The sequence below is a fragment of the Phyllobacterium sp. 1468 genome, from assembly GCF_031455525.1.
GTDB lineage: Bacteria > Pseudomonadota > Alphaproteobacteria > Rhizobiales > Rhizobiaceae > Phyllobacterium.
In genome coordinates this window covers 1-17,231 of record NZ_JAVDSX010000010.1, presented here as the reverse complement: position 1 = coordinate 17,231, position 17,231 = coordinate 1, and the positions used below count along the sequence as shown (strand labels likewise).

Here is a 17,231-nt window from a genome sequence, read left to right as displayed (position 1 = left end):
GATCAGAAGATCTTGGAGAACTGATCGATGTTCTTGGCGTCGTAAACGAACGGATCAGCCATGGCTGCTTCGCCATTGTCGCCGACCTTGATCTTGCCCATGCGTCCAGCTTCAATTTCGCTACCAGGAGCACCGTCCGTCTCACCCTTGACGAGGCGGTAGGCGATCTGGGTTGCCGAATAGCCGAGGTCTATCGGATTCCAGATGGCGAATTCCTTGGTCGCTCCAGACTTGATCGCGCCGGCCATTTCAGAAGGAAGGCCAAGGCCAGTTACATAGACGTCGCCGATCTTCTTGGCATCGGCCACGGCCTGCGATGCGGCAAGTACGCCGACCGTCGTCGGAGCGACAATGACTTTCACGTTCGGCTGCGAAGTCAACAGGCCTTGTGCTTCGCGGTAGCTCTTGTCGGACAGGTCGTCACCATAGACGGTCGTCACGAGATTGAGGCCCGGGAAGTTAGGCAGTTGCTTCTTCATCTCCTCGATCCAGGTATTCTGGTTGGTCGAGGTTGTCGTCGCGGAAAGAATAGCGAAATCGCCCTTACCGTCCTTGAGATGATCGGCAGCGAGCTGCAGGCACATCTTGCCGATCAATTCATTCGACGATGGATTGAGGTGCATGATGCGGCCATCCTTGGCAACCGCGGAATCCCACGAAATGACCTTGATGCCGCGCGCCATGGCCTTTTTCAGCGCCGGAATGACGGCGTCGGGGTCATTGGCGGAAATTGCGATTGCATTGACGTTCTGTGCGATCAGCGCGTTGATGACCTCGATCTGGCCTTCCGCTGTCGTCGATGTCGGACCGGTATAGATGACCTCAACACCGCCGAGCTCTTTCGCAGCTTCCTGCGCGCCCTTGTTGGCCGCTTCGAAGAAGCCATTGCCGAGCGATTTGACGACAAGCCCGATCTTGACCGTATCGGCGGCGTACGCCTGCGATGCGAGCATGGCAAAGGCGAATGCCGAACCCAATGCGAGTTTCTTCAAAAGTTTCATTGTCTGTCCTCCCAGAGATTGAACCATATTGTTGGTCGACACCGTTTCGATCACGCGACGGAAACGGAATTTCTTGATTTTTCCTGATTGACGCTCGCGATGATGAGTTTAACGCCCGCGTCCTCCACCATTTTCCGGTCCGAATCCGAAATGCCGTCATCGGTGATGATGGTGGCAACCCGCTGCAACGGACAGAGGATGAGGCTTGAGCGGCGAGCGAACTTGGTCGAATCGACTAGCAGAACGAGCTCATCGGCCTGATTGATCAGTTTCTGCTCGCCTTGGATAATGAGCGCATCGGACTCCATCACCCCGAAAGGGCCGACTCCCTGCGAGCCCATGAACATGCGTTTTCCGTAGAAATTACGCGTCACATCATTGTCGAAGGGCGAAAGGATGATGCTTTGCTCGCGGTAGATCGCCCCACCGGGCACGGTTACCGAACTCTTGGAATTCTTCACCAGATGCTCAGCAATGGCGAATGAATTGGTCATCACCTGCAACCGCCGCGATGCAAGGAAATGCACCATCTGGAATGTTGTTGTGCCGCCATTGATGATAATGGCGTCGCCTTCTTCACACAGCGCAACCGCCTCGCGGGCGATGGCGCGCTTTTTGTCGGCGTTTTCCGATTCGGAAACATGGAAGTGCCGGCCGGCGAGGGGTGTCAGCTGCGGTGGATGCACAGCTTCGGCGCCGCCACGCACCCGGCGCAGCTTGCCTTTGACATGGAGCGAGGCAATGTCACGACGGATCGTTGCTTCCGACGCTTCCGTCAGTTCGGCGATGTCCTGAATGGTGATAACCGGCTTTTCCTGAACAGCGCTCAGAATGATGCGGTGGCGCTCACGCTCGTGCATGCTTGTTCTCCTCTTGTGACAATCTATGGCGCAAAAATATTGCCAGTGTCAATCAACTTCAGTCAAATAGTTTCATATTGCACTGCACAATAGCAAGTTTATGACCGAATTTGACCGTTTGTGATTGACAACAAAATGCGATCTGCTCCATAGCTAGGCGCAAATAGCAGCGGCCGGACAATCTGTCCTGCGCTGGCAATTGACTTTTCGGGAGGCGAATATGGCAGACAAGGTCCAACTTCTGGATAATCGTTGGGACGATCAAAAGGCCGCTGGCCTGGATGAGCCGGGCAAGCTGCTTTACCGCTCCAATCTGCTGGGTGCCGACAAGCGCATCACCAATTATGGTGGGGGCAATACATCCGCCAAAGTGATCGAAACCGATCCGCTGACCGGAAAGCCCGTCGAGGTATTATGGGTCAAGGGATCGGGCGGCGACGTCGGTACGATCAAGCTCGATGGTTTTGCCACGCTCTATATGGAAAAGCTGGAATCGTTGAAGTCCCTCTACAAGGGCGTCGAGGATGAGGATCGCATGGTCGGCTTCCTGCCGCATTGCACGTTTAACCTCAATGGCCGCGCCGCCTCCATCGATACGCCGCTGCACGGATTTGTGCCTTTCAGACATGTCGATCACATGCATCCCGATGCGATCATCGCCATTGCCGCGTCGAAAAACTCCCGCGAACTGACGCAGGAAATCTTCGGCGATGAAATCGGTTGGCTGCCATGGCGTCGACCCGGTTTCCAACTCGGCCTCGATCTGGGCGCCTATGTGGCTGCCCATCCAAATTCTAAAGGTGTCGTGCTCGAAAGCCACGGTCTCTTCACCTGGGCCAATGACGCCAAGGAATGCTATGAACTGACGCTGGATATCATCAACAAGGCGATCATCTGGTTCGATCGGAAAACGGCCGGAAAGGCGGTCTTTGGCGGGGAGGTTGTCAAGAGTCTGAGCCCCTCCGAACGACGTGCCATTGCGGCGAAACTGATGCCGGAAATCCGCGGGAAAATCGGCTTCTTGGAGCGCAAGCTTGGTCATTTCGATGATCAACCAGCCGTGCTCGAATTCGTCAACTCGAGCAACCTGCGCCCTCTGGCGGCCCTCGGCACGAGCTGTCCGGACCATTTCCTGCGCACGAAAATTCGGCCGCTCGTACTCGACTTCGATCCGGCACAACCCGACGTGGATGCGGTAGTCGTATCGCTCGACAGCGCGCTGGAAGCATATCGCGCCGACTATGCCCGCTACTACAACAACTGCAAGCACGACAATTCGCCGGCCATGCGCGATCCCAACCCGGTGATTTTCCTCATTCCCGGGGTCGGCATGCTGTCCTTCGCCAAGGATAAGGCGACCGCGCGCATCGCGGGCGAGTTTTACGTCAACGCGATCAACGTCATGCGCGGCGCTTCATCGGTCTCCGAGTATCAGGGCCTGCCCGAACGGGAAGCCTTCGACATCGAGTACTGGCTGCTCGAAGAAGCCAAGCTTCAGCGTATGCCGAAACCCAAGTCCTTGGCAGGCCGGGTGGCTTTCGTCACCGGTGGCGCAGGCGGTATCGGCCGGGCGACGGCGGAACGGCTTTTGGGCGAGGGCGCCTGCGTCGTGCTCGCCGACATTGATGCCGAAGCACTGAAGACGGCGCATGACGATTTCGCCAAACGCTATACGGCGGATGCCGTGCGCAGTGTTCAATTGAACGTGACAGACGAGACGGGAGTGATCGGCAGCTACGCCGAAGCTTCCGTGGAGTTTGGCGGCGTTGACATTCTCGTTTCCAATGCGGGCATAGCATCCTCCGCACCGATCGAGACGACCGAGCTTTCCATGTGGACGCGCAATATCGATATTCTTGCAACCGGCTATTTTCTCGTCTCACGCGAAGCATTCCGGCTGTTCCGCAGGCAGAAGATTGGCGGCAACGTTGTCTTCGTCGCGTCGAAGAACGGTCTGGCCGCATCGCCCAATGCGAGCGCCTATTGCGCGGCCAAGGCTGCAGAAATTCATCTTGCCCGCTGTCTGGCGCTGGAAGGCGCTGAAGGTGGCATTCGCGTCAATACGGTTAATCCCGACGCGGTGCTGCGGGGCTCGAAAATCTGGAATGGCGAATGGCGGGAGCAGCGCGCCGCCTCGTCCAATCTGCAGGTTGACGAGCTCGAGGAACACTATCGCAAGCGTTCGCTGTTGAAGCTCAATGTGCTGCCGGAAGACATCGCAGAAGCAATATATTTTCTTGCCTCGGACGCATCGGCCAAATCGACTGGTAATATCATCAATGTTGATGCGGGCAACGCGCATAGTTTTACGCGCTAGCACTGTCGGTCTCGGGAGGACATCATGGCTGAGCTACATATTTCCGGTGAACTGATTGCGGCCGAAAACGACCGGCTGCTCGCGGCACACAAGAGCGACTACGAGGCGCTGGGCGCTCATCTCGCGCGACGCAACATCAACATCGATGCAATCACCGACAGGGTCGCGGACTTTTTCGTCGCCGTGCCCTCGTGGGGTGTCGGCACTGGCGGAACACGCTTTGCACGCTTTCCTGGCATAGGCGAGCCGCGCGGCATCTTCGACAAGCTCGACGATTGCGCGGTGATCCAGCAACTGACGCGGACAACACCGAATGTGTCGTTGCATATCCCATGGGACAAAGCCGATCCCAAACATCTGAAGGCCCATGCCGATGCGCACGGTCTTGGTTTCGATGCGATGAATTCCAACACGTTCTCCGACGCGCCCGATCAGGCGCATTCCTATAAATACGGATCGCTCAGCCATGTGAATGCGGCGACGCGGACACAGGCGATCGACCACAACATCGAATGTATCGAGATCGGCGCAGCGATTGGCTCGAAAGCCCTGACCGTATGGATTGGCGATGGTTCCAATTTTCCGGGGCAGAGCAACTTTGCCAAAGCCTTCGAGCGTTATCTCGGATCAATGTTGGAGATATATAAAGCGCTGCCGGATGATTGGCGCATCTTCTCCGAGCATAAGATGTATGAGCCGGCTTTCTATTCGACGGTGGTGCAGGATTGGGGGACAAACTACCTCATCGCGCAGACGTTGGGGCCGAAAGCCTACTGTCTTGTCGATCTTGGCCATCATGCCCCGAATACCAATATCGAGATGATCGTTTCGCGGCTGATCCAATTCAAGAAACTTGGCGGCTTCCATTTCAACGATTCCAAATATGGCGATGACGATCTCGATGCCGGGTCAATAGATCCCTATCGGCTGTTCCTCGTTTTCAATGAACTTGTCGATGCGGAAGATCGCGGCGTAGAAAACTTCCACCCCGCACACATGATCGACCAGTCGCACAATGTTACCGATCCGATCGAAAGCCTGATCTCAAGCGCCAATGAAATACGCCGGGCCTACGCCCAGGCGCTGCTCGTTGATCGAGAGACCTTGGGCGCCTATCAGGATGAGAACGATGCGCTGATGGCTTCCGACGCTTTGAAGAGGGCCTACCGCACCGATGTCGAACCAATCCTCGCCGAGGCTCGTCGACGGTCGGCTGGAGCGATCGATCCTATTGCCACCTATCGCAAGAGTGGTTACCGCGAATTGGTTGGTAAAGAACGACCGGCAAGTGTCGCGGGCGGCGGGGGAATAATTTAGCCCAGCCACTCTCTATACTAATGCAAGGGCTGCGCTTCATCGCGCGGCCCTTTTGTTTTTTAAATTGACAGTCTCGCCAGCATTTGTTCTTATTCTACTATAAAGCACTATAATCCATTATTGTGGAATAAAGGGAACTTGTTATGAAATCACTGAAGCTTGCACTCCTTCTTGGTTCAGCGCTGATTGCTCTCAACCCCTCCGCCTTCGCTCAGACAAAAGGCGGTGTTATAAATGTCGCCACGATCGGCGAGCCGCCTACGCTCGATGCCATGGCCTCGACTGCGGACCTTGTTGGCATCGTCTCGCAGCACATTTTTGAGACCCTCTACACGTTCGACAAAAACTGGAACGTCACACCACTTCTCGCTGCCAGTCTTCCCGAAGTTTCGACCGACGGCAAAGTCTACACCATAAAACTTCGCACCGGCGTCAAGTTCCATGACGGCACGGATATGGATTCGACCGACGTCGTCGCGTCGTTAAAGCGCTGGACGGAAGTTGCCTCGCGCGGCAAGCAGACGGCCTCGATGATCAGTTCGATCGAAGCTGTCGATCCCGCCACAGTCAAAATCACCCTTAACGCGCCTTATGCCCCGCTCGTGTCGCTGCTGGCTTTCAACAATGCCGCCGCAATCATCCTCCCGAGCGAGAAGCAGCAAAACCCTATGACCGACCCGGTCGGCACGGGGCCGTACATGCTGAAGGAGCGCAAGGCTGACCAGTACATCCAGCTGGCACGTTTCGACGGTTATAAATCACCTGAAGGCGACGAAAACGGCTATGGCGGTACTCGTCATCAATATCTTGATGAAATCCGCTTTGTTCCTGTGCCGGATGCCAATACCCGTGTCGAAGGCGCGGTTTCGGGTCAATTCGACTACGTCGACAGCCTGCCGGTCGAAGCTTACGATCGGCTGAAGGACCAGAAAACGACTGAAGCCGTATTGCTCAAGCCATTCGGTTGGCCGGTCTTCGTCATGAACACCAGCATGGGTATCACCAAGAACCAGGATATCAGACTGGCAATTCGCGATTCGCTCAGCATGGAAGACATGATGGCGGCGGCCTTCGGCAGTACGGATTTCTATTCGCTCAATCCGTCGATGTATCCTGATGGCTATAGCTGGAAGACCGATGCGGGCACGGAAGGCGCATATAATGTCGCCGATCCGGAAAAGGCTGCCGAACTGATGAAGAAGGCCGGCTATAATGGCGAGCCAATCCGCATCCTGACCAGCCGCCAATATGAATTCCACTACAAGATGGCTCAGGTTGCGGCCGAGTATCTGAAGGCTGCGGGCTTCAAGGTAGATATGCAGGTAGTTGACTGGGCTACGCTGACCCAGCGACGTGCCGACCCGAAACTCTGGGATATTTATATCAGCCACAGTCCCTTCCTGCCGGAACCGGCTCTGATCGGTGCCATGTCGACCAGCGCGCCCGGCAATTGGGATACGCCCGCCCGAAAGGCGGCGGTCGATGCGTTCAACTCTGAAGTCGATCCCAAGAAGCGCGTCGCACTTTGGGCCGAAGTACAGAAGGTGATTTATGCCGAAGTCCCCATCATCAAGATCGGTGATTTCAATGCGCTCTCAGCCAAGTCACCAAAGCTGGAAGGTTTCACGCCGGCGCCATGGCCCTATTTCTGGAACGTGTCGCTCAAGCAATAGCGCAGGCCCGACGGTCGCGGGCAGGGCTTCCCAGCCTGCGACCATTCTTGAGTGAACCGCAAGAGAGAACGACCCGACCGGATGCTTCGCTACATACTCCAACGCTTTATCGGCATGATCATCGTGATGTTCCTGGTGGTGACGATAGTTTTCATCATCGTACGCGTCACGCCGGGTGATCCAGCTGCCGTGATGCTCGGTCCGGAGGCAACTGCGGCAGATATTGCAGCGCTGCGTCAGCAACTCGGGCTCGATCAATCCATACTGCTGCAATATGTCTATTTCATCGGCAATCTGTTCAAGGGCGATCTCGGCCAGTCCATCTTTCTCAACCAGCCCGTACTGCAGGCGCTGGCCCAGCGCGCCGAACCGACCTTCTTTCTCACAATTTTCTCGCTGCTGATCGCCAGCGTCATTGCCATTCCGATCGGCATCTATGCCGCATACCGGCGCGGGTCATTTTTCGATCAGGCAGCAACAGCGGTAGCGATGCTCGCTGCAAGCATCCCGAGTTTCTGGCTGGGACTCATCTTGATGCAGATATTCGCCGTACGATTTGGTCTGTTTCCAGTATCCGGGTATGGCGGGCCTGGAACATCGTTGATGGACCGGCTTGGCTATCTGGTGCTGCCAGCATTCGCGCTCGGCATTGTCTCATCCGCGCTTATTATGCGGTTCACCCGCGCCTCCATGCTGGATGTACTCGGCGACGACTATATTCGCACAGCGCGCGCCAAGGGCGTGGACGAGCACCGGGTCGTGTTGAAACACGCCTTCAAAAACGCGCTTATTCCGATCCTTACCGTACTGGGTCTCACAGCTGCCGTGCTCATCTCGGGTGCTGTCGTCACAGAGACAGTGTTTGGTCTTCCCGGTGTCGGCAGTCTTGTTGTGTCGGCGGTTCTGCGGCGCGACTATCCTGTCATCCAAGGCGCGCTGCTGATCATCGCCGCACTTTACGTCCTCATCAACTTTGCCATCGATATGCTCTACCTCGTCGTCGACCCAAGGGTGCGCTACTGATGGCCGATATCGCAACCAACGCCCCGATAAGCGAGCGTTCAAAGTTTTTCCGGATCTTGATCCGGCGCAAGACCGTGCTGTTCGGCCTCATCGTTCTCGCTATCTTCGTACTCCTTGCGATCTTCGCACCCTTGGTCACACCCTATTCGCCGAGCAAATTGTCCATCGTTAACCGTCTGAAGCCGCCGAGCATGAAGTGGTTTTTCGGCACGGATGAATTCGGCCGCGACGTCTTCTCGCGGACGATCTTTTCGGCACGATTGTCGCTACTGGTCGGTTTCGCCGTGGTGGTGCTTGCATCACTGATCGGTGTGACCCTCGGCATCCTCGCCGGATTTTTCCAGAAGCTCGATGCACCAATTACCCGCCTTATCGACGCGATGATGGCCTTTCCGGATATTCTGTTGGCGATTGCGCTCGTTGCGGCACTCGGACCCTCGCTGACCACGGTCATTGTCGCGCTCAGTATCGTCTATGCGCCGCGCCTCGCTCGTATCGTCCGCGCCTCGACCTTGGTCATTCGCGAGCTGCCCTATGTGGAGGCGGCGACATCGCTTGGAATCTCGACGCCGCATATCATGACGCGGCATATCCTGCGCAATCTCCTGTCGCCGATTCTCGTGCAGGGCACATTCCTATTCGCCAATGCCATGCTGGCGGAAGCGGGTCTCTCATTCCTCGGGCTTGGCGTCAGCCCGGAAGTGCCAACCTGGGGCACGATGATCGCGTCCGGCCGTCAATATATCGGCAAGGCTGACTGGATGACGCTGTTCCCCGGCATTGCCATCGTGCTTGCCGTTCTTTCCCTGCAGATGGTTGGCGACGGTTTCCGCGACCTTCTCGACCCCCGCCTCAGAAAGGATCTTTGATCATGCCTGCATCTTCTGCAACCGCCGGTTCTCCAATGGAAGGGCGTTTGCTGCTGACCAATGTCAAACCGGTTTCGTTCGGACCGAATACACCTTCGTCCAGCATCGACATCCTGATCGATGCTGACGGCAACATCGCCGAGTTTGGTCCTTCTTTGAATTTTCATGGCGATGTGCGGCGTGTTGACGGCAAGGGCGCATGGATTTCCCCGGGCTGGGTCGATCTACACACGCATATCTGGCATGGCGGCACGGATATTTCCGTGCGTCCGCAACTATGCGGCGCCGAGCGGGGTGTTACCACCATCGTTGATGCGGGCTCGGCGGGTGAAGCTAATTTTCATGGATTTCGCGAATACATCATTGATCCGGCGCGTGAACGTATCAAGGCGTTTCTGAACCTCGGATCAATCGGGCTGGTAGCCTGCAACCGGGTCAGCGAACTCAGCGACATGAAGTCGATAGACATCGATCGAACTGTTGCCTGCGTCAATGAAAACCGCGACCACATCGTCGGGCTGAAGGTGCGTGCCAGCCATGTGATCACGGGCTCTTGGGGTGTCACTCCGGTCAAAGTCGGCAAGAAGCTCGCCAAGATACTGAAAATCCCGATGATGGTGCATGTCGGCGAACCGCCGGCGCTCTATGACGAGGTCCTTGAAATCCTCGGCCCGGGAGACATCATCACACACTGCTTCAACGGCAAGGTCGGTAGCAGCATCATCGAGGACGATGATCTGTTCGAACTGGCAGCGCGTTGTGCAGGTGAGGGGATACGTCTCGACATCGGCCACGGCGGCGCATCGTTCTCGTTCCGTGTGGCGGAAGTCGCGATCCAGCGCGGACTTCTACCGTTTTCGATCTCGACCGATATTCATCTGCGCAGCTTGAACTTCGCAGTGTGGGACCTCGGCACGACGATGTCTAAACTCCTGAGTGTCGGCATGCCGTTCGAAAAGGTGGTGGAAGCGGTGACAATCTCTCCCGCGTCGGCGATCAATCTGCCGACGGAGAACCTCCTGTCGGTCGGAACGCGTGCGGATTTCACCATCTTTGAACTCGACGATTCAGATCTCACAGTCATCGATTCGATGGGTTACGAAGCACGGCTCGACAAGCTGTTCGAACCACGCTGGGCGGTGCTCGGCAATGAACCAATCGCCGCCAGCCGCCACCAGCCCGTCAAGCCTGAAACATCCGGCGCCATCGCGCCTTATTCATACCGTTGAGGAATTCGCCTTGAGTGACCTATCAAGTCCGGCAATCCATGCCGACGTTTCCCCTTATGATCGCCTCAAGGCGCTGGGCATAGTTCTTCCCCCGGCACCGAGCCCAATTGCGAATTTCGTTACCCACATTCAGGAAGGCAATATGCTGTATCTGTCGGGGCAGGGGCCACGCGAAGACGACGGTTATATGCATACCGGCAAGGTCGGAGGCTATGTGAGCGTAGACGAAGCTTACAAGCATGCGCGTCTGACCGGCATCAACCTGCTTGCGGTCATGCATTCGGCGCTCGGAGATTTGCGGCGGGTGAAACGTGTGGTGAAGCTTCTGGGCATGGTCAATGCAGTGCCGGATTTTGCCGATCACCCCTCGGTCATCAACGGGTGCTCGGACCTGCTGATCAATGTTTTTGGTGAAGCAGGCAACCATGCGCGTTCAGCCGTTGGTTTCAGCTCGTTGCCCGGCAATATCACCGTGGAAATCGAGGCGATCATCTCGTTAAAGGATTAGGTCAGGAATGACTGCGCCAGCCCATTACCGTTTCGATCCGCTCCGCCGAAGCCTTGACCTCGGCTGTGTAGCGATCGGGATTGTCGGTGATCTTCTGTTCGGGCAGAACAATGGAAATCGTGGCAATACACGCGCCATTGTCATCGCAGATGGGCGAGGCGACGCAGGCAACCGCATAGTCGGATTCGCCCGCCTGTATGGAAATACGTGCCTGCAAGGCTTGTTTGGCCGACTCGGACAAAACGGACGGATCGATCACCGCACGCCCGGTCGGAGAGGACTTCGCACAATGCTCGAACAAGTCCAGCCGTTCCTGTTCCGGGAGATGACCAACAAGCAGGCGGCCGGATGCAGTCCAGTTGAGCGGGACGCGGGTGCCGACGCGGGACGTTACCTGAAAATGCCCCGGGCCGTCAGCCATCGCCAGCACCATCATGTGATCGCCGTCGCGGCCGCAGACCTGTACCGTTTCGCCGGAAACGCGGCTGAGATTGTGCATCTCGTGATTGGCGACATTGAGAAAATCCAGCGAACGCGCATAGGCAAGTCCATAGTGATAGAGCCGCGCGCCCAGCCAGACAGTGTTATCGCCATTGCGGGACAAAAGGTTCTTCTCGACGAGGTCGTCGATGATCACATAGACGGTGGAAAGGGGCGCGCCAATAGCCTTGGCTATTGCGTAAACGCCAGCCGGACTTCCCGTTTCATACAGATAGTCAAGAACCTGCAGAGCACGATCGATACCGCTGACACGCGAACGACGGGCGGTCGTTTCCTCGCGGGCAATATTGCCGGGGGTGTCCATGTCTGATGTCTTCGCGTCCACTCTCAAACTCCTGGCACGATCGCTAAAGTCCTTCGACCCTTTATTACATTATACCGGCATATATGCCAAGAAAACGGAATACTCTTCGAGGAGAATATCATGACCGACTCCCACGTGCAGCCCGACATACGCCAGTCGCTTGGACTAAGACCCGTGATCAATGTTTCCGGGACGATGACATCGCTGGGTGCGTCGATCGTGGTGCCCGAGGCGGTGGCCGCAATGAGTGCCATACTCCCGCAATTTGTGGAAATCAACGATCTGCACAAGATGGCAAGCCCGGTGATCGCACGTCTGACCGGTGGAGATGCGGGCTTTGTCACTGCTTCCTGTTCGGCCGGAATCAGTCTCGCCGTGGCGGCGACAATGACCGGAAGCGATCTCGCCGCAATCGAGCGACTGCCGGACACGACCGGCCTGAAAGACGAAGTCATCATACAGACTGGTCACGTCGTCAGCTACGGTGCGCCAGTTGATCAAGGCATCCGGCTTGCGGGCGCCAAGGCGGTACTCATCGGCCAGGCCACATCCTGCTATCCGTACCATCTCGACGGTGCCATCAATGAGCGCACGGCAGCCGCGGTCTTCGTGGTCTCGCACCACACGGTCCAATATGGACTGATCGCCTTGAAGAAGTTTGCCGAGATTTGCCACGCGCGCGGCGTTCCGGTCATCGTCGACGCTGCTTCCGAATACGATCTGAAAATCTTCCTCGCGCAGGGTGCCGACATCGCGCTCTATTCGTCGCATAAGTTCCTCGGAGGACCAACAGGCGGTATTGTTGCCGGGCGCAAGGATCTGGTTCGAAATGCGTTCCTGCAGAATATGGGCATTGGCCGCGGCATGAAGCTCGGCAAGGAAAGCATCCTGGGCACTATCGCGGCACTTGAGGCCTGGGAGAAGCGTGACCATGCCGGTATCCGCGAAAAGGAAACCGGTTATCTCAATTTGTGGAAGCAGACGCTGTCGGGCAAGCCCGGCGTTCGTGCAGAGATCGAGCCGGATCCGACCCACAATCCGCTTGACCGTTTGCGGGTGACCGTCAACCCGCAAGAAGCGCATGTCACAGCGTGGGACCTTGCCGACGCGCTGGCGAGAGGCGCACGCCCGATCATCGTGCGCGATCATGAAGCCGAGCATGGGTTTTTCTACATGGATCCATGTAACCTGTATCCTGGCGAGGAGAAAATCGTGGCGAGCCGTCTCGACGAGGAGCTGAATAAAGCGCGAGCCTCGAACGAGATTATCGCAAGCCCGTTCGAAGAACGTTATGCTCGCCGTATCGCGGGTTTGATGCGCTGGCCAGATTGACTGGAGGAGAGCTCATGGAAAAGCCTGCCGCCCCCGTTCTGTCGGTTTCGAACCTGACCACATCTTTCCTGGCCGATGGACAATGGCGGCCGGTCGTGCGCAACGTCTCCTTCGACGTTGCGCCCGGCGAGACTGTGGCGATCGTGGGCGAGTCCGGGTCTGGCAAGAGCGTCACATCGCTTTCCATCATGCGGCTTCTGCAGAAGGACAAGAGCCGTATCGAAGGGAAAATCATGTTGGGCGGAAACGACATTCTCGCCCTGCCGGATAACCGGATGCGAGGCGTCCGTGGCAATGATGTCGCGATGATCTTCCAGGAACCCATGACCAGCCTCAATCCGCTGTTCACGGTGGGCCAACAGATCAGCGAGGCATTACTTTGCCATCACAGCATATCGCGTGCCGAGGCCAAGGCAGAAACCATCCGGCTTCTCGAAAAGGTGCGGATACCTGCTGCGAAATCGCGATTCGATGAATATCCCCATCGCTTCTCGGGCGGGATGCGACAGCGTGTGATGATTGCGATGGCGCTGGCGAGCAAGCCAAAACTGCTTATCGCGGATGAACCAACGACAGCTCTGGACGTGACCATTCAGGGCCAGATACTTGATCTTATCAAACTGCTCCAGGACGAGGAGGGCACCTCTGTCCTCTTTATCACCCACGATATGGGTGTAGTGGCGGAGATCGCCGACCGGACCGTGGTCATGTACAATGGCGAGGCGGTCGAGACCGGCAAGACCGAGGATATCTTCGCACGGCCGCAGCATCCCTACACACGTTCGCTGCTGTCAGCAGTTCCGGTTCTGGGCTCGATGAAAGGGCGTGAGCGGCCTTTGCGATTTCCGGTAGTCGATCGCGCAACAGGCACATCCGATACACCGGTCGAAGCGGCCGACACGGTGCAAGCGGCAGCACAGCCGCTTCTCGACGTGCGCAATCTTACGACGCGTTTCAACATCCATTCCGGCATGTTCGGCCAGCTCGAGGGACGGGTGCACGCCGTCGAAAATCTGTCCTTCACTCTGCAGCCCGGCGAAACCCTTTCGCTCGTCGGCGAGTCCGGCTGCGGAAAATCAACGACGGGACGCTCGATAATGCGCCTCGTTCAAGCGCAGGCAGGCGAAGTCCTGCTCAACGGCCAGGACGTTCTGACCATGGACCCGAAACAGTTGCGCGACATGCGCCGGACCATGCAGATGATATTCCAGGATCCGTTCGCCAGCCTCAATCCGCGCATGACCGTAGGCGCTGCCATTGCAGAGCCGTATCTGGAACACAAGCTTGGAACTCGTGCCGAAGCACGCAAGCGTGTGGCCGACCTATTGGAGCGTGTGGGCCTCACACCGGCAATGGCAAATCGTTATCCGCATGAATTCTCCGGCGGCCAGCGTCAGCGTGTCTGCATTGCCCGCGCATTGGCGCTCGACCCGAAGATCATCGTTGCCGACGAATCCGTGTCGGCACTCGATGTCTCGATAAAGGCGCAGGTCATCAACCTTTTACTCGACCTGCAGGCTAGCCTGAACCTCGCCTATTTGTTCATCTCGCATGATATTGCCGTGGTCGAACGGGTCAGCCACCGCATCGCCGTAATGTATCTCGGCGAAATCGTCGAGATCGGGCCCCGCGCGGCGATCTTCGAAAATCCCCAGCACCCCTATACGAAAAAGCTGATTTCGGCCGTGCCCGTTCCAGATCCTTCGCGGCGAGGTTTAAAGCGACCTGTATCCAATGACGAGATCAAAAGCCCGGTTCGGGCGCCGGATTTCGCAGTTCCGATCCGCCAGTATGCCGAGGTTTCGTCAGGACATCTGGTTCAACTCTAGAGCCGGGGCTTGAGACATTGGCCCGATCGTGACATGACATTGCGAAAGTTGCCCCGTCATCAGGCGCAGAGCAGGAAAAGCCATGTCCAAGCCCTTTATCGATCACCTGTCTTCCGAACTCGAGGGGCTGAAACAGTCCGGGCTTTATAAAACCGAACGGGTTATCACCTCCAAACAAGCCGGACAGATCGTTGTGGAGTCGGGTGAGAAGGTACTTAACTTCTGTGCCAACAATTATCTCGGACTTGCCGACAACGAGGAACTGGCCGCAGCGGGCAAGGCGGCACTCGACCGCTACGGCTATGGCATGGCTTCGGTGCGCTTCATCTGCGGCACGCAGGAGGAACACAAGCAGCTTGAGGCCCGCATCTCGAGCTTCCTCGGTTTGGAGGACACAATTCTTTATTCAAGCTGTTTCGACGCCAACGGTGGCCTGTTCGAAACACTTCTCGGCGAAGAAGACGCAATCATCTCCGACGTTCTCAACCATGCCTCGATCATCGATGGCGTGCGTCTCTCCAAGGCCAAACGTTTCCGCTATGCCAACAATGACATGGCAGCCTTGGAGGAAGAGTTGAAGAAAGCCGAAGGCAGTCGCTTCAAGATGATTGCGACCGACGGCGTGTTTTCGATGGACGGCATCATCGCCAATCTACAGGGCGTTTGCGATCTTGCCGAAAAATATGGTGCCATGGTCATGGTGGACGACAGCCATGCCGTGGGCTTTGTCGGCAAAAACGGCCGCGGCTCCGCCGAGCATTGTGGTGTCGAGGGCCGTATCGATATCATAACCGGCACGTTGGGCAAGGCGCTGGGCGGGGCTTCGGGCGGCTATACATCCGGCAAGAGCGAAGTGATCGACTGGCTGCGTCAGCGCTCGCGGCCCTATCTTTTTTCAAACACGCTGGCGCCTGTCATTGCGGCAGCATCGCTGAAAGTGTTCGATCTGATTGACGAGGGCGCAGACCTGCGCGCGCGCCTCAGCGCCAACGCCGCGCACTTTCGCCGCGATATGACAAAGCTTGGCTTTAATCTGGCCGGCGCCAATCATCCTATCATACCGGTGATGCTTGGCGAAGCGACGCTGGCGCAGGAAATGGCCTCGCGCATGCTGGACAAGGGCGTTTATGTCATCGGTTTCGCCTTCCCCGTGGTGCCAAAGGGCCAGGCTCGCATCCGCACGCAGATGTCCGCCGCCCACACCACGGAAGATGTCGCCCGCGTGATCGAGGTTTTTGCTGAAGTCGGGCGTGATCTCGGCATCATAAGATAGGATACAACCATGTCGAACATGATGAAGGCACTGGTCAAAGCGAAAGCGGAACCCGGGATCTGGATGGAGCGCGTTCCGGTTCCGGAGCCCGGTCCAAACGACGTCCTGATACGGGTCAAAAAGTCAGCCATTTGCGGCACTGACGTGCATATCTACAACTGGGACAAGTGGGCTGAGGCCACGATCCCTGTGCCGATGGTCGTGGGTCATGAGTTCAGCGGCGAGATCGCCGAAATTGGCTCTGCCGTGACGAAATACAAGGTTGGGCAGCGCGTCTCTGGCGAAGGCCATATCGTCTGCGGCATTTGCCGCAACTGCCGTGCAGGCAGGGGGCATCTCTGTCGTAACACGCTCGGTGTCGGCGTACACCGGCCCGGCTCCTTTGGCGAATATGTCTGCATTCCGGAAGACAATGTCGTACCGATCCCGGACGATATATCCGATGAGATAGCTGCGATCTTCGACCCCTTTGGCAACGCCGTGCATACGGCTCTGAGTTTCGATCTCGTTGGCGAAGATGTGCTGGTTACCGGCGCGGGCCCCATCGGCATCATGGGCGCTCTGGTTGCAAAACGATCAGGAGCCCGCAAGGTCGTCATTACCGATATCAATCCGGCGCGCCTGGCGCTCGCCCGCAAACTCGGGATAGATCATGTGGTCGATGCGTCGACTCAAAACCTCGCCGACGTCATGAAGGATATCGGCATGACCGAGGGTTTCGATGTGGGGCTGGAAATGTCCGGCGCAGCACCAGCTTTTCGCGACATGATCGACAAGATGAACAATGGGGGAAAGATTGCCATTCTTGGCATTGCACCGACAGGTTTCGAGATCGACTGGAACAAGGTGATCTTCAAGATGCTCAATCTGAAGGGCATCTATGGCCGCGAGATGTTCGAGACTTGGTACAAGATGATCGCCTTCGTGCAAGGAGGTCTCGATCTGTCTCCCATCATCACGCACCGGCTGCCGATCGATGATTTCCAGTCTGGCTTCGATGCGATGCGGTCTGGCAGTTCGGGCAAGGTTGTCTTGACCTGGTAGCGCAGGCGCATCAATTAGTTCCATAATATGGATTATGCAATCTTCGAAGCGCTGGTGGGCACATTCTATTTTCAACTGCAACAGATACTAAACCCTCTTTGTTTTCAGGAGGATGCAATGCCCTGTCGTTTCCGTCAGTTGAATATGAATG

Annotated in this window: 14 protein-coding genes; 11 read left to right on the top strand and 3 right to left on the bottom strand. The window is 56.9% G+C overall.

The genetic code is table 11. The annotated features are described in order from the left end of the window. Window positions 1–2 precede the first annotated feature (2 nt). Together rhaS and J2X72_RS21385 are read right to left on the bottom strand one after the other, a co-directional pair. Window positions 3–1,001 carry a rhamnose ABC transporter substrate-binding protein gene (rhaS, locus tag J2X72_RS21390; RefSeq protein WP_210005605.1) on the bottom strand — a complete coding sequence of 333 codons (999 nt, stop codon included), beginning with the start codon at window positions 999–1,001 and terminating at the stop codon, window positions 3–5. Window positions 1,002–1,051: 50 nt separating this feature from the next. Next, window positions 1,052–1,861, bottom strand: coding sequence for a DeoR/GlpR family DNA-binding transcription regulator (locus J2X72_RS21385; protein WP_210005606.1), 810 nt, complete (start codon window positions 1,859–1,861; stop codon window positions 1,052–1,054). A 220-nt stretch (window positions 1,862–2,081) separates the two neighbouring features. Here J2X72_RS21385 and J2X72_RS21380 point away from each other — a divergent pair, with 220 nt between their 5' ends. The 7 genes from J2X72_RS21380 to J2X72_RS21350 all read left to right on the top strand — a co-directional run bounded on the left by J2X72_RS21380 (window position 2,082) and on the right by J2X72_RS21350 (window position 10,797). Further along, window positions 2,082–4,178 (top strand): bifunctional rhamnulose-1-phosphate aldolase/short-chain dehydrogenase, encoded by a 2,097-nt coding sequence (locus J2X72_RS21380; protein ID WP_310075259.1) that lies wholly within the window; start codon window positions 2,082–2,084, stop codon window positions 4,176–4,178. A gap of 24 nt (window positions 4,179–4,202) precedes the next feature. After that, on the top strand, window positions 4,203–5,495 hold the full coding sequence (rhaI, locus tag J2X72_RS21375; RefSeq protein ID WP_310075257.1) for an L-rhamnose catabolism isomerase: 1,293 nt from the start codon (window positions 4,203–4,205) through the stop codon (window positions 5,493–5,495). 143 nt (window positions 5,496–5,638) lie between these two features. Next, on the top strand, window positions 5,639–7,168 hold the full coding sequence (locus tag J2X72_RS21370) for an ABC transporter substrate-binding protein (protein ID WP_310075255.1): 1,530 nt from the start codon (window positions 5,639–5,641) through the stop codon (window positions 7,166–7,168). An 81-nt stretch (window positions 7,169–7,249) separates the two neighbouring features. Then, window positions 7,250–8,191: an ABC transporter permease gene (locus tag J2X72_RS21365; RefSeq protein ID WP_310075253.1), complete on the top strand. Its 942-nt coding sequence runs from the start codon at window positions 7,250–7,252 to the stop codon at window positions 8,189–8,191. Beyond that, the gene (locus tag J2X72_RS21360; RefSeq protein WP_210005615.1) at window positions 8,191–9,060 is read left to right on the top strand and encodes an ABC transporter permease; all 870 of its coding nucleotides are present in this window, start codon (window positions 8,191–8,193) and stop codon (window positions 9,058–9,060) included. Before J2X72_RS21365 ends, J2X72_RS21360 begins: the two co-directional genes overlap by 1 nt. A 2-nt stretch (window positions 9,061–9,062) precedes the next feature. Further along, window positions 9,063–10,289 carry an amidohydrolase/deacetylase family metallohydrolase gene (locus tag J2X72_RS21355; RefSeq protein ID WP_310075251.1) on the top strand — a complete coding sequence of 409 codons (1,227 nt, stop codon included), beginning with the start codon at window positions 9,063–9,065 and terminating at the stop codon, window positions 10,287–10,289. 10 nt (window positions 10,290–10,299) lie between these two features. Next, window positions 10,300–10,797 carry a RidA family protein gene (locus J2X72_RS21350; RefSeq protein ID WP_310075249.1) on the top strand — a complete coding sequence of 166 codons (498 nt, stop codon included), beginning with the start codon at window positions 10,300–10,302 and terminating at the stop codon, window positions 10,795–10,797. Window position 10,798: 1 nt separating this feature from the next. Here J2X72_RS21350 and J2X72_RS21345 read toward each other — a convergent pair whose 3' ends face one another. After that, window positions 10,799–11,602 (bottom strand): IclR family transcriptional regulator, encoded by an 804-nt coding sequence (locus J2X72_RS21345; RefSeq protein WP_310075507.1) that lies wholly within the window; start codon window positions 11,600–11,602, stop codon window positions 10,799–10,801. Window positions 11,603–11,737: 135 nt separating this feature from the next. Here J2X72_RS21345 and J2X72_RS21340 point away from each other — a divergent pair, with 135 nt between their 5' ends. The 4 genes from J2X72_RS21340 (at window position 11,738) to tdh (ending at window position 17,080) form a co-directional block, all read left to right on the top strand. Then, window positions 11,738–12,934 (top strand): aminotransferase class V-fold PLP-dependent enzyme, encoded by a 1,197-nt coding sequence (locus tag J2X72_RS21340; RefSeq protein ID WP_310075504.1) that lies wholly within the window; start codon window positions 11,738–11,740, stop codon window positions 12,932–12,934. Window positions 12,935–12,948: 14 nt separating this feature from the next. Beyond that, window positions 12,949–14,763 (top strand): ABC transporter ATP-binding protein, encoded by a 1,815-nt coding sequence (locus J2X72_RS21335; RefSeq protein WP_210005626.1) that lies wholly within the window; start codon window positions 12,949–12,951, stop codon window positions 14,761–14,763. An 82-nt stretch (window positions 14,764–14,845) separates the two neighbouring features. Continuing rightward, window positions 14,846–16,036, top strand: a complete 1,191-nt coding sequence (locus J2X72_RS21330) for a glycine C-acetyltransferase (protein WP_210005630.1) — start codon at window positions 14,846–14,848, stop codon at window positions 16,034–16,036. A 9-nt stretch (window positions 16,037–16,045) separates the two neighbouring features. Next, window positions 16,046–17,080, top strand: a complete 1,035-nt coding sequence (gene tdh / locus J2X72_RS21325) for an L-threonine 3-dehydrogenase (RefSeq protein ID WP_210005631.1) — start codon at window positions 16,046–16,048, stop codon at window positions 17,078–17,080. The last annotated feature ends 151 nt before the right edge of the window (window positions 17,081–17,231 follow it).

Excerpts from the sequence above, each read along its gene's own strand:
- rhaS (WP_210005605.1), bottom strand. The coding sequence starts at position 1,001 with ATGAAACTTTTGAAGAAACTCGCATTGGGTTCGGCATTCGCCTTTGCC.
- J2X72_RS21385 (WP_210005606.1), bottom strand. The coding sequence starts at position 1,861 with ATGCACGAGCGTGAGCGCCACCGCATCATTCTGAGCGCTGTTCAGGAA.
- J2X72_RS21380 (WP_310075259.1), top strand. The coding sequence starts at position 2,082 with ATGGCAGACAAGGTCCAACTTCTGGATAATCGTTGGGACGATCAAAAG.
- rhaI (WP_310075257.1), top strand. The coding sequence starts at position 4,203 with ATGGCTGAGCTACATATTTCCGGTGAACTGATTGCGGCCGAAAACGAC.
- J2X72_RS21370 (WP_310075255.1), top strand. The coding sequence starts at position 5,639 with ATGAAATCACTGAAGCTTGCACTCCTTCTTGGTTCAGCGCTGATTGCT.
- J2X72_RS21365 (WP_310075253.1), top strand. The coding sequence starts at position 7,250 with ATGCTTCGCTACATACTCCAACGCTTTATCGGCATGATCATCGTGATG.
- J2X72_RS21360 (WP_210005615.1), top strand. The coding sequence starts at position 8,191 with ATGGCCGATATCGCAACCAACGCCCCGATAAGCGAGCGTTCAAAGTTT.
- J2X72_RS21355 (WP_310075251.1), top strand. The coding sequence starts at position 9,063 with ATGCCTGCATCTTCTGCAACCGCCGGTTCTCCAATGGAAGGGCGTTTG.
- J2X72_RS21345 (WP_310075507.1), bottom strand. The coding sequence starts at position 11,602 with ATGGACACCCCCGGCAATATTGCCCGCGAGGAAACGACCGCCCGTCGT.
- J2X72_RS21335 (WP_210005626.1), top strand. The coding sequence starts at position 12,949 with ATGGAAAAGCCTGCCGCCCCCGTTCTGTCGGTTTCGAACCTGACCACA.
- J2X72_RS21330 (WP_210005630.1), top strand. The coding sequence starts at position 14,846 with ATGTCCAAGCCCTTTATCGATCACCTGTCTTCCGAACTCGAGGGGCTG.
- tdh (WP_210005631.1), top strand. The coding sequence starts at position 16,046 with ATGTCGAACATGATGAAGGCACTGGTCAAAGCGAAAGCGGAACCCGGG.